Annotated in this window: 16 protein-coding genes; 8 read left to right on the top strand and 8 right to left on the bottom strand. The window is 70.3% G+C overall.

What is annotated here, in order from left to right:
* The first annotated feature begins 99 nt into the window (after nt 1-99).
* The 4 genes from EST92_RS28195 to EST92_RS28180 all read left to right on the top strand — a co-directional run bounded on the left by EST92_RS28195 (nt 100) and on the right by EST92_RS28180 (nt 3,492).
* Nucleotides 100-468: a YbjQ family protein gene (locus tag EST92_RS28195; protein ID WP_129250134.1), complete on the top strand. Its 369-nt coding sequence runs from the start codon at nt 100-102 to the stop codon at nt 466-468.
* 163 nt (nt 469-631) lie between these two features.
* Nucleotides 632-1,294 carry a leucine efflux protein LeuE gene (leuE, locus tag EST92_RS28190; protein WP_129283555.1) on the top strand — a complete coding sequence of 221 codons (663 nt, stop codon included), beginning with the start codon at nt 632-634 and terminating at the stop codon, nt 1,292-1,294.
* Nucleotides 1,295-1,436: 142 nt separating this feature from the next.
* Entirely contained in the window at nt 1,437-2,060 is a 624-nt protein-coding gene (gene wrbA / locus EST92_RS28185; RefSeq protein WP_129283554.1) for an NAD(P)H:quinone oxidoreductase, read from the top strand.
* Nucleotides 2,061-2,076: 16 nt separating this feature from the next.
* Complete coding sequence (locus EST92_RS28180) at nt 2,077-3,492, top strand: glutamate decarboxylase (protein ID WP_129283553.1); 1,416 nt, start codon at nt 2,077-2,079, stop codon at nt 3,490-3,492.
* Between the two features lie 48 nt (nt 3,493-3,540).
* Here EST92_RS28180 and EST92_RS28175 read toward each other — a convergent pair whose 3' ends face one another.
* The 4 genes from EST92_RS28175 to EST92_RS28160 all read right to left on the bottom strand — a co-directional run bounded on the left by EST92_RS28175 (nt 3,541) and on the right by EST92_RS28160 (nt 7,412).
* Nucleotides 3,541-4,266, bottom strand: a complete 726-nt coding sequence (locus EST92_RS28175; RefSeq protein WP_129283552.1) for a PadR family transcriptional regulator — start codon at nt 4,264-4,266, stop codon at nt 3,541-3,543.
* Nucleotides 4,267-4,325: 59 nt separating this feature from the next.
* A complete protein-coding gene (locus EST92_RS28170; RefSeq protein WP_129283551.1) occupies nt 4,326-4,874 on the bottom strand; it encodes a DinB family protein in 549 nt (182 codons plus the stop codon).
* Nucleotides 4,875-5,005: 131 nt separating this feature from the next.
* Entirely contained in the window at nt 5,006-6,463 is a 1,458-nt protein-coding gene (locus EST92_RS28165; protein ID WP_129283550.1) for an aldehyde dehydrogenase family protein, read from the bottom strand.
* Nucleotides 6,464-6,548: 85 nt separating this feature from the next.
* Nucleotides 6,549-7,412: a helix-turn-helix transcriptional regulator gene (locus EST92_RS28160; protein ID WP_129250127.1), complete on the bottom strand. Its 864-nt coding sequence runs from the start codon at nt 7,410-7,412 to the stop codon at nt 6,549-6,551.
* A 323-nt stretch (nt 7,413-7,735) separates the two neighbouring features.
* Between EST92_RS28160 and EST92_RS28155 the strand changes: the two genes are divergently transcribed.
* On the top strand, nt 7,736-8,218 hold the full coding sequence (locus EST92_RS28155; RefSeq protein WP_129250126.1) for an ATP-binding protein: 483 nt from the start codon (nt 7,736-7,738) through the stop codon (nt 8,216-8,218).
* A gap of 74 nt (nt 8,219-8,292) precedes the next feature.
* On the opposite strand, the gene EST92_RS28150 is transcribed toward EST92_RS28155, so the two are convergent.
* The 3 genes from EST92_RS28150 to rpmG form a co-directional block, all read right to left on the bottom strand.
* A complete protein-coding gene (locus EST92_RS28150; RefSeq protein ID WP_096213132.1) occupies nt 8,293-8,532 on the bottom strand; it encodes a DUF397 domain-containing protein in 240 nt (79 codons plus the stop codon).
* Between the two features lie 333 nt (nt 8,533-8,865).
* The gene (locus EST92_RS28140; protein WP_129283549.1) at nt 8,866-9,117 is read right to left on the bottom strand and encodes a type B 50S ribosomal protein L31; all 252 of its coding nucleotides are present in this window, start codon (nt 9,115-9,117) and stop codon (nt 8,866-8,868) included.
* Between the two features lie 8 nt (nt 9,118-9,125).
* The gene (gene rpmG, locus EST92_RS28135) at nt 9,126-9,290 is read right to left on the bottom strand and encodes a 50S ribosomal protein L33 (RefSeq protein ID WP_129283548.1); all 165 of its coding nucleotides are present in this window, start codon (nt 9,288-9,290) and stop codon (nt 9,126-9,128) included.
* A 71-nt stretch (nt 9,291-9,361) separates the two neighbouring features.
* On the opposite strand from rpmG, the gene rpmB reads away from it, so the two are divergent.
* The 3 genes from rpmB to tatA all read left to right on the top strand — a co-directional run bounded on the left by rpmB (nt 9,362) and on the right by tatA (nt 10,211).
* Nucleotides 9,362-9,598, top strand: coding sequence for a 50S ribosomal protein L28 (rpmB, locus tag EST92_RS28130; protein ID WP_129283547.1), 237 nt, complete (start codon nt 9,362-9,364; stop codon nt 9,596-9,598).
* Nucleotides 9,598-9,903 (top strand): 30S ribosomal protein S14, encoded by a 306-nt coding sequence (gene rpsN / locus EST92_RS28125; protein ID WP_129283546.1) that lies wholly within the window; start codon nt 9,598-9,600, stop codon nt 9,901-9,903. The genes rpmB and rpsN overlap by 1 nt, the downstream gene beginning before the upstream one ends.
* A 110-nt stretch (nt 9,904-10,013) precedes the next feature.
* On the top strand, nt 10,014-10,211 hold the full coding sequence (gene tatA / locus EST92_RS28120; protein WP_129250121.1) for a Sec-independent protein translocase subunit TatA: 198 nt from the start codon (nt 10,014-10,016) through the stop codon (nt 10,209-10,211).
* 21 nt (nt 10,212-10,232) lie between these two features.
* Here tatA and EST92_RS28115 read toward each other — a convergent pair whose 3' ends face one another.
* The gene (locus EST92_RS28115) at nt 10,233-11,078 is read right to left on the bottom strand and encodes a nitrilase-related carbon-nitrogen hydrolase (RefSeq protein WP_129283545.1); all 846 of its coding nucleotides are present in this window, start codon (nt 11,076-11,078) and stop codon (nt 10,233-10,235) included.
* Nucleotides 11,079-11,199: the final 121 nt, after the last annotated feature.

Raw genomic sequence — 11,199 nt, 5'->3', positions numbered from 1 at the left:
CTGTGGTTCCGGGCGGGCGCCCGCACCCCACCCGACGGCCCCCGACCGCTGGCCGCGCCCCCGGGGCCGGGTGATGCTGGCCACAAGGAGGTGTGCGGCATGGGCATCGAGGAGTACGGCGGTGGGCAGCGCGCCCAGTCCGACGTCCTGGTCGTGACGACGAACGACGTCCCGGGGTTTCACGTGGAACGGGTGATCGGCGAGGTCTTCGGCCTGACGGTGCGCTCCCGGCACCTCGGCAGTCAGATCGGCGCCGGTCTGAAGTCGATGATCGGCGGCGAGCTGCGGGGCCTGACCAAGACCCTCGTCGAGACCCGTAACCAGGCAATGGAGCGGCTGGTGGAGCAGGCCCGCTCGCGGGGCGCGAATGCCGTGCTGATGTTCCGCTTCGATGTCACGGAGGCCGCGGACGTGGGCACCGAGGTGTGCGCCTACGGGACGGCCGTGGTGCTCGCTCCGCTGAGCTGAGCGCACCGGTCCGGGACCGTACGGGCCGGGACCGCACGGATCGCGACCGCACAGGCCGGGACCGTACGAGCCGGGACCGCACAGCCGGCGCGTACGGGCCCGGGGCGCGTCCGCATACTGAAACCCGCTGAGGTGGCGGACCGCGGGTGAGATCCTGCCGCCCATGCTGGGGATAACGGATCTGTCCACGTATCTGGTGGGGCTGGCGCTGATCATTCTGCTGCCGGGCCCGAATTCGCTGTACGTCGTTTCGGTGGCGGCCCGGCGCGGCCCGCGGGTGGCGTACCGGGCGGCGGCCGGTGTGCTGTGCGGCGACACCGTGCTGATGACGCTGTCGGCGGGCGGGGTGGCCTCACTGCTGCAGACCAGCCCGGTGCTGTTCGACGTCGTCAAGTTCGCCGGCGCGGGCTATCTGACGTGGCTGGCGGTCGGGATGCTGCGCGGCGCCTGGGCGCTGTGGCGCGGGCGGGAGGCGCGCCGGGCCGAGCCCGGCGAGGCGCCGCGGGCGGCGAAGGAGGCCGCCGAGCGGCCGTACCGCAGGGCGCTGGTGGTCAGTCTGCTCAACCCGAAGGCGATCTTGTTCTTCATCTCCTTCTTCGTGCAGTTCGTGGACCCCTCGTACGCCCACCCGGTGCTGTCGTTCCTGACGCTCGGCGCCTGGGCGCAGTTGTTCAGCTTCACCTATCTGTCGGTCCTCATCTTCAGCGGGACGTACCTGGCGGCCACCTTCCGCCGCCGCAAGCGGCTGACGGCCGGGCTGTCCGCGGGCGCCGGGGCGGCATTCCTCGGCTTCGCGGCGAAGCTGTCGCTGGCGAGCGCCGGCTAGAGCCGACACGGCGCGCACGCCCCGGAAGCGGGCGGGCGGCGGTCCTTCGGGGCGGCCGCCCGCCCGTTGCGCTTCCACTGGGTGAACCCTGGAGGCCCCATACCCCCTATGCCCTTATTGTCTGGTTCGAGGAGGTATGCCGATGCCCGTGCACGACGTCCACGTCGCCGTCATCTACTACTCGTCGACCGGCACCATCGCCGAGCTCGCCCGGTTGATCGCGGACGCCGCCGAGCACGCCGGCGCCGACGTACGCCTGCGCCGGACCGCGGAACTCGCCCCGCAGACCGCGATCGACGCCAACCCGGCGTGGGCCGCGAACGCCGCCGCCACCGCCGACATCATGGAGGCCACCCACGAGGACATGCTCTGGGCGGACGGGGTGATCTTCGGGTCCCCCACCCGCTTCGGCAATGTGACCTCGCAGCTCAAGCAGTACCTCGACACCCTGGGCGGCCTCTGGCAGCAGGGCCGGCTGGCCGACAAGGTCTACAGCGGCTTCACCGCGAGCGCCACCAAGCACGGCGGCCAGGAATCCACCCTGCTCGCGCTCTACCACACCATCCACCACTTCGGCGGCATCCTCGTGACGCCGGGGTACACCGACCCGGCGAAGTTCTCCGACGGCAATCCCTACGGCACCTCGCACATCGGCGGCCCGGACACACCGCTCGACGACGACGCCCGCACCGCCGCCCGCATCCAGGCGGAGCGCGTCGTGAAATTCACGAAGGCCATCAAACACGGCCTCGCACCGGCCAGTTGACGGGTAGTGGCGACACATGACTCTGCACAAAGGCGCATCGGCATCCGACCGCAAGCAGACCGGGCACCCGGTCAACCCCTTCTACGGCGAGGCCGACCCGGTCGCCGGAATGGAGACCGCACCCCCGCGGCACACCCTGCCGGACGGCCCGCTCGCCCCGCACGCGGCCTATCAGTTCGTGCACGACGAGCTGATGCTGGACGGCAACTCCCGGCTGAACCTGGCGACGTTCGTCACGACCTGGATGGAGCCGCAGGCCGGCGTCCTGATGTCGGAGTGCCGGGACAAGAACATGATCGACAAGGACGAGTACCCGCGCACCGCCGAACTGGAGAAGCGGTGCGTGGCCATGCTCTCCGACCTGTGGCACGCCCCCGACCCGTCGGCCGCCGTCGGCTGCTCCACCACCGGGTCGAGCGAGGCCTGCATGCTCGCCGGAATGGCCTTCAAACGGCGCTGGATGCAGCGCAACCAGGACCGTTATCCGGGCAGTGCCCGGCCCAACCTGGTCATGGGCGCCAACGTCCAGGTCTGCTGGGAGAAGTTCTGCAACTTCTGGGAGGTCGAGGCACGCACGGTCCCGATGGAGGGCGACCGCTTCCATCTGGACGCCGCCTCGGCCGCCGAGCTGTGCGACGAGAACACCATCGGCGTCGTGGCGATCCTCGGCTCGACCTTCGACGGGTCGTACGAGCCGGTTGCCGACATCTGCGCGGCGCTCGACGAGCTCCAGGAGAAGCGGGGCTGGGACATCCCGGTGCATGTGGACGGCGCGTCCGGCGCCATGATCGCGCCCTTCCTCGATCCGGAGCTGATGTGGGACTTCCGGCTCCCGCGGGTCGCCTCCATCAACACCTCGGGGCACAAATACGGCCTGGTCTACCCGGGCGTCGGCTGGGCGCTGTGGCGCGATTCGCAGGCGCTGCCCGAGGAGCTGGTCTTCCGCGTCAACTACCTGGGCGGCGACATGCCCACCTTCGCCCTCAACTTCTCCCGGCCCGGCGCGCAGGTCGCCGCGCAGTACTACACGTTTCTGCGCCTCGGCCGGGCGGGCTTCCGTGCCGTACAGCAGGCCACCCGCGACGTGGCCTGCTCGATGGCCGAACGGATCGGCGCGCTGGGCGACTTCAGGATGCTCACCCGGGGCGACCAGCTGCCGGTCTTCGCCTTCACCACCGCGGACCACGTCACCGCGTTCGACGTCTTCGACGTGTCCCGGCGGATGCGGGAACGCGGCTGGCTGCTGCCCGCCTACACCTTCCCTCCGAACCGCGAGGACCTGTCCGTCCTGCGGGTGGTCTGCCGCAACGGCTTCTCCATGGACCTCGCCGATCTGTTCCTCGCGGACCTGGAGCAGCTGCTGACCGAACTCCGGGAGCAGTCGGGCCCGATGCAGCGCCCGGAGAACGTGGCCACGGCGTTCCACCACTGAGGGTACGGAGGACGCGGAGGGTACGGAGGAAGCACAAAGGTGCCTCACTCAGTTCGCGTGAGCGGCGCCGCCCTCGCCCTCCTCCTCGCCGGCGTCGTCCGGGCCCCCGTCGGGGCCTTCGTCAGGGCCTTCGCCACGGCCCCCGTCCGGCGCTGCCTCCCGCGTCGCGTACGGGTTCTCCGCCCCGTCCGCCAAGACGCCGACGAACGGCTCCCCTTCGCCGGCGAAGACGTACGCCCCGCCCTCGATCCGCTCGATCAGCCCACGGGTCCACTCGGCGCCGCTGTCCGAGGAGTGCACCCACATCCGCATGATCTCGCCGATGTGGCCGAGCTGTCCCGGCCCGCCCTCGGGCGTGTAATTCTCGGTGACCGTGCTCCGCCACTCCTCCAGCGCCCGCACCCGCTCCCTGAGCAGCGCCACCGCCTCGTCCCGCGGCAGATCGACGACGAAGCCGATGCCCGCGCTGAGCATGTCGACCTTCTCGTCGTGCCGGGAGAGCGCGGTGCGCAGCAGGGAGAAGTACTCCGCTTCGCCCGCCGCGGTCAGCTCGTACTCGGTACGCGGCGGGCCGCCGGCGGTGCTGGGCGCGGTGTCATGGGCCAGCAGCAGCCCTTGCCGGGCCATCTGCTTGAGCGCGTGGTAGATCGAGCCCGGCTTGGCGTGGGACCACTCGTGGGCGCCCCAGTACTCCAGGTCATTGCGCACCTGATAGCCGTGCGCCCGGCCGTGCTGCCGCACGGCGCCCAGTACCAGCAGCCGGATCGCCGACATCGTCTCCTCTATCCTCGCGCCCCCGCCGTCAGCCTAGAGGGCCCCGGCAGGGCGCCGGGCTACCCCTGCCGTGCCGCCCGCTCCTCGTCCACGAGCGCAAAGGCCGTCTTCCCGTCCAGGGACTCGCGGAGGATGTCGGCGTGACCGGCGTGCCGGGCCGTCTCCTCGATCAGGTGCAGCATCAGCCAGCGCATCGACTGCCGGGCCCGCGGCGGGAACCACGGCTTCTCGGGCAGCGGGAAGGTGTCGTCCAGGCTCGGTACGGAGCGCAGGAACTCCTCGGTGCGCCGCGCGACGCCGTCCCAGAACGTCAGCATGCCGGCCAGCGTCTCGCCGTCTTCGAGCTGGAAGCTCAGGTGCCAGGTCTCCTCGGTCCGCTCGATGGAGTGCGGCAGCTGCTGCGCCCGCTCCACCCAGCCCTGCTCGGTCTGCGCGACATGCTTGACCAGCCCGGCCAGCGACAGCTCACTGGCGGTCGGCCGCTCGTTCGCCCGGGCGTCGGTCAGGCCCAGGACCGCCCGCCGCAGCCCGCCGCGCTGGGCCTCCAGGAAGGCCAGCAGCGCGCCGGCCTCGTCGCCGTGTGCCTCGGCAGCTACAAAAGTGGGCATGGGCTCCGCCTTTCGTGACATCCTCGGCGGCCGGCCGTTTCGCCGTCCGCCTTTCGACGTCACTCACGCTAGGAGACCTTGCGGTCAGGTTCTGTCCGCAATCCGCGCCCGCTCGCCGCGGGGCGCTCCGCTCAGAACGGGAACTGCGACCGCCCGTGCTGGATGGAGATCCACTTGGTCGTGGTGAAGGCCTCCACCATCGCGTCGCCGTTCAGCCGCCCGACCCCGGAGCTCTTGGCGCCACCGAAGGGCACGATCGGCTCGTCGTGCACCGTGGCGTCGTTGACGTGGAACATCCCGGTCTCGATCCGCTTGGCGAACTGCACGCCGCGCTCGATGTCACCGGTGTGCACGGCGCCGCTGAGCCCGTACGGCGTCGCGTTGGTGAGCCGTACCGCCTCCTCGTCACCGTCGAACGGCACCAGCAGGACGACGGGACCGAAGATCTCCTGCTGGAGCAGCGGGGAGTCCGCCGGCAGCCCGCTCAGCACGCTCGGGCCGACCAGCGTGCCCCGGGTCTCGCCATGGACGAGCGCCGCGGCGCCGTCGGCGACGGCGCGGTCCACCAGCGAGCTGACGGCCTCGGCCTGGCCCTCGTTGATCAGCGGGCCGATATGGGTCTGCGGGTCGGTGGGGTCGCCCACCTTCAGCGACCGGACCTTGGCCACGAACTTCTCGGTGAACTCCCGCTCCACGGCGCGGTCCACGAGCACCCTGTTGGCGGCCATGCAGACCTGGCCCTGATGGACGAAGCGGCTGAAGACCGCGGCGTCGACCGCGTAGTCGACATCGGCGTCGTCGAGGACGACCAGGGCGCTGTTGCCGCCCAGTTCCAGTACGGAGTGCTTGAAGTGCGCGGCGGCGACCGTCGCGACATGCCGGCCGACCTTCTCGGAGCCGGTGAAGGAGATGGTCTTGGGCACCGGGTGCTCGATGAGCGCGTCGCCGATCTCGGCGATGTCGGTGACGACGACATTGAGCACGCCCGCCGGCAGCCCGGCCTCCTCGAAGACCCTGGCGACCAGACCGCCGCCGCAGACCGGGGTGTTCTGGTGCGGCTTGAGGACGACGGCGTTGCCGAGCGCGAGGGCCGGCGCGACGGACTTGATCGACAGCAGGAAGGGGAAGTTGAAGGGGCTGATGACGCCGACGACACCGACCGGGAGCCGGTAGAGGCGGTTCTCCTTGCCGTCGATCGGCGAGGGGAGGATGCGGCCCTCGGCGCGCAGCGCCAGCTGCACCGCCTCGCGCAGGAACTCCCTGGCGAGATGCAGCTCGAAGCCCACCTTGGCGAGGGTGCCGCCGACCTCGGCGGCGATCGCCGCGGCCAGCTCCGCCTCACGGTCGTCGATGATCCGCAGCGCACGCTCGAAGACGAGCCGGCGGGTGTAGGGGTTGGTGGCGCCCCACGCCCGCTGGGCGCGCTCGGCCGCGCGGTAGGCCTGGTCGATCTCCTCGACCGTGGCCACGGGTATGGAGGTCAGCTTCTCGCCGTTATAGGGATTGAAGTCGACGATGTCCCATGAGCCGCTTCCCGAGCGCCACTCACCGTCGATGAACTGATACGCCAACTCGTCGAAGTAGGACATGCCATCCCGATCTGGAGAACAGGGCGCTCAGGGCGCCGTATGGGGGGTGTGCTGACTCCTGATGGCACGCCATCCTACCGACGCGTCACATAAGTTGGAGCAGCCCGCGCAGGAGGTCCCTGGTCTCGGCCGGATTCGGCCCCTCTTCCTGGAGGCGGTCCATCACCCGCCCGTACTGCGCCACCTCTTCAGGCTTGTCCACATAGAGCGCGCTCGTCAGCTGCTCCAGGTACACCACGTCCGGCAGGCCCGACTCCTGGAAGCCGAGCATGGTGAAGGCACCGCTCTCGCCGGCGTGCCCGCCAAGACTGAAGGGCATCACCTGCAGCCGCACATTGGGGCGCTCGGACACCTCGATCAGATGCTTCAACTGCTCGCGCATCACCGCACGTTCGCCGTACGGGCGCCGCAGCGCCGCCTCGTCCAGCACACAGTGGAACTGCGCCGACCGCTCGGCCACCAGCAGCTTCTGCCGCTCCATGCGCAGCGCGACGCGGCGCTCTATCTCGGCCGGACCGGCGTCCGGCATGCCGCGTCTCACGACCGCCTGGGCGTAGTTCTCGGTCTGCAACAGCCCGTGCACGAACTGGACTTCGTAGACCCGGAGCAATGAGGTGGCTCCTTCCAGACCGACATACGTCTGGAACCAGCCGGGCAGCACATCGCTGTAACTGTGCCACCAGCCCGCCACATTCGCTTCCCGGGCCAGGGACAGCAGCGCCTCGCGCTCCTGCTCGTCGCCGACCCCGTACAGGGTGAGCAGATCCTCCACATCCCGTGCCTTGAAGCTCACGCGGCCCAACTCCATGCGGCTGATCTTCGATTCGGACGCACGGATCGAGTAGCCGGCCGCCTCACGGGTTATCCCACGCGACTCACGCAGCCGGCGGAGCTGCGACCCGAGCAGGATCCGCCGCACCACCGACCCGCTCGACTCACTTGCGGACACCTCTCCGACCCTCCTGTGACCCCACCCCGTCCAACAGAGGGCCGCAAGTCTGCCACGTTCGGGCTTCGTTGAGTGCTCATCCGGTTACGGATGTGTGAGGCCCCCGCAAGCCCTCCACACAAATCAGCCGGAAGAATTCGCGACGAACCGGTGCGTGCCCCCGCAATCACGGCACGTGCACGTGCATCTGCCCTTGCATCTGTCTCGGACATTGGGAACCATGGGCGTCGCACGCATGCACGCTCGTGAAAGATCCGCCAGATCCGCCAGATCCGGCTGCCCGGCCAGGGTCATGACGTCCGCGAACGCCAGGAGTGCCTCGCATGGGGACCAAGGTTTTGACCATGCTCGAGCCGTTATGGCAGGGCTTTCCTCCCGTCGACCCCCTGGCCGTCTCCGGATCCGCGTCCCGCACGCTCCCGCCGCGCTATGAATCGGTGCGCAGCGCACGGGCGTTCACCCGCGAGACCCTGCAGGGCTGGGATCTCGACGAGCTCTTCGACTCGGTCGCCCTGGTGGTCTCCGAACTCGTCACCAACGCTCTGCGGCACGCGATCCTCGCCGCCCCGGAGCACCACGACACCGCCCCGCCCGCCCGGCTGCATCTGATGCGCTGGTCCTCCCGGCTGATCTGCGCCGTACGGGACCCGAGCGACGACTCACCGGTCGCCGGCGAGGCGGACTCCGCCGCGGAGTCGGGTCGCGGGCTGTATCTGGTGGACTCCTTCAGCGACAGCTGGGGCTGGCATCCGCTGACCGGCGCCTCCCACGGCAAGATCGTGTGGGCGCTCTTCCGGCTGCCGTAGCCGTCTCCGCACACCGGGCGCACCGCCATCGGCGGGCGCCCGGTTGTCGTGTGCCGACCACCTCGTACCGGCGCTCAGTCCCGTACGAGGTGGTCGAACTCCCCGTCCTTGACGCCGAGCAGCATCGCCTGGACCTCGGCCGGCGTGTAGATGAGCGCGGGGCCGTCCGGGAAACGGGAGTTGCGGACCGCGATGTCTCCCCCGGGCAGCTTGGCGAACTCCACGCAGGAGCCCTGGGAGTTGCTGTGCCGGCTCTTCTGCCATGTCACCTCGTGGAGATCCGTGGCGGCCATGCCGTTGTATGCGTGGGGCACAGGGATCTCCCGGTGATAAAAGGTGTCAACTGCCCCGGAGCATAGCTGCGTTCTCATGCGGATGCATGCGCAGATGCACGTGCACGACAGCCGGTGCCGAGCCGGTCACAGCTCGTCGAGCACCGTCCCCGGCCGCTCACCCCCGACCGCGGCCCCTGATCCGGCGCGCCGTCACCTGGTACGGGTCGCCGCGCCCGAAGCCCTCACGGCCGAGGGAGAGACGTGTGCCACGCCCCTCGGGTTCCAGGGTCCAGGTGCCAGGTGCTCAGGGCTCGGCGGCCCGCCGTGCGTCCGCGTGCAGGCCGCCGAGCAGCACGACGTCGAGCCGGCTCCTCAGCGGGCCCGCTTGCCGTAACGGCGCTCGAACCGCTCGACGCGGCCCGCGGTGTCCAGCACCCGGGCGGTGCCCGTGTAGAAGGGGTGGCTCGCCGAGGAGATCTCGACGTCGATGACGGGATAGGTGTTCCCGTCCTCCCACTCGACCGTCTTGTCGCTCGTGGCGGTCGACCTGGTCAGGAAGGCGTGGTCCGCGGCCCGGTCACGGAAGACGACGGGCCCGTAAGCGGGGTGGATTCCAGGCTGCATCGCGGTCCTCAGCGCTCCTCTCGGAAAGCGACGCGACGGCCGGCCGCCGGGTCGTACGTGCGCAGTTCCAGGCGGTCGGGGTCGTTACGGCGGTTCTTGCGGGTGACGTACAGGTAGCCCGTGCCGGCGGTGGACCGGAGCTTGACGACCGGGCGTAGTTCATTGCGAGCCATGCGGGTAGTATACGGAAATGGTTTCCATTTTCAATAGCGCCGCCAGGGGCTCCGACCGGAAGGACCGCACCGTGTCCGCCCACTGCCAGCTGACCGGCCGCACGCCGGCCTTCGGCAAGTCCGTCTCCCACTCGCACCGGCGCACCCCGCGCCGCTTCGACCCCAACATCCAGCGCAAGCGCTACTGGCTGCCGAGCGAGGGCCGGCACATCCGGCTCGCCCTGAGCGCCAAGGGCCTCAAGACCGTGGACGCCATCGGGATCGAGGCGGCCGTCGCCCGCATCCGCGCACGAGGGGAGAAGGCCTGATGGCCAAGCTGAGCAAGATCGTCAAGAACGAGAAGCGCCGCGCGACGGTGGCCCGCTACGCGGCCCGGCGGGCCGTCCTCAAGGCCGTCATCCGCAGTCCGCACACCCCCGAGGAGGAGCGCACCGCCGCACAGCGCGCGCTGTCCCGCCAGCCGCGGGACGCCAGCGCCACCCGGGTGCGCAATCGCGACAGCATCGACGGCCGCCCGCGCGGCTACTTCCGCACCTTCGGCCTGTCCCGCGTACGGCTGCGCGACCAGGCGCACGCGGGCCATCTGCCGGGCGTCCGCAAGTCCAGCTGGTAGCCGTGGTCCGGCCGCCCGGTGCCGGGCGCGCACCCTGGCCCGGGCGGCCGGACCGTTGGGGGCATACTGGACAGAACGTCCGCCGGCCCCCGACGAAAGCGAGCGCGCCCATGCTCCGCAACGCCTTCGAGCCCTGGCACCTGATCCTGATCCTCGCGGTGCTCGTGCTGCTCTTCGGCTCCCAGAAGCTTCCCGACATGGCGCGCGGCCTCGGCCGCTCGATGCGCATCCTCAAGTCCGAGGCCAAGGCCCTCAAGGACGAGGCGCCCGCCGAGCCGCCCCGCCAGGGATCCACCGGCGCCCACTGACGCCTGGCCGGCCGGCGGCGCTCAGTGGTCGCCGCCCTCGTCGATCAGCCGCCGCACCTCGCGGTCGATCAGGCCCAGCCGGGCCTCGGCGACCAGCGGCACCGCACGCCGCTGCCGCCGCGCCTCGGCGAGATCGATCTCCACGGTGACCAGCGAGGGCTCCCACTTGGGCGCCTGCGCCACCACCGCGCCCCGCGGGTCGACCGCCCGCGAGCCGCCCCAGAACGCCGCCCCGTGCTCATTGCCCACCCGGTTGACGAAGACCACCCAGCACTGCAGCATCTTCGCCGTATAGGACAGCAGGGTGTCCCAGTACAGGCCGGTGTCCATCGCCTCCGGGTCCAGGCTCGCCGCGCTGGCGGTCGGCACGAACAGCACCTCGGCGCCGTCCTGCACCGCCAGCCACGGCAGCGCCGGCTGCCAGGCGTCATTGCACACCAGCGTCGCGCCCCGGCCGCCGGTCCTGGACTTGGTCAGGTCGTATGCCCGCAGCGACTGCCCCGGGCTGACGTGCTTGCGCTCCTCCCAGGCCAGGTAGTTGGGGAGGTACAGCTTGCGGTGCGCATGCAGCAGCGCACCGTCCGCATAGTGCCCCGCCGTGTTGTACGCCCGCAGACTCGTGTGCTCATGGAAGCCGACCAGCACATCGGGGCCGCGAGTACTGAGTTCCAGCAGCCGGGGATCGTTCGCCTCCAGCGACTCATCCCGCTTGAGCGCGCCCAAGTGGTAGCCGTGCAGGCTCAGTTCGGGAAAGACGACGAGATCCACGCCCTGCGCCGCCGACTGCTCGATCTGCTCGCGGGCGATCTCCAGATTCGCCTCCACGTCACCGAGCACGCAGTCCGTCTGCGCCAGCGCAATGAGCATGTCCCCACCTCATCGACCGATGGCTTTTGCGGCCTTCATCCTCATTTTGCCAGAGGCCGCAATGCCCGGCACAGCCCGCGCCCCCCTACGGCTCCGCCCCGCGCGGGGCGGAGCCGTAGGG

The organism is Streptomyces sp. TM32 (assembly GCF_004122755.1).
In the GTDB taxonomy this organism is placed as follows: domain Bacteria; phylum Actinomycetota; class Actinomycetes; order Streptomycetales; family Streptomycetaceae; genus Streptomyces; species Streptomyces sioyaensis.
Note: the sequence above shows the minus strand (reverse complement) of the source record. Positions and strands in the feature narration are given on the sequence as shown.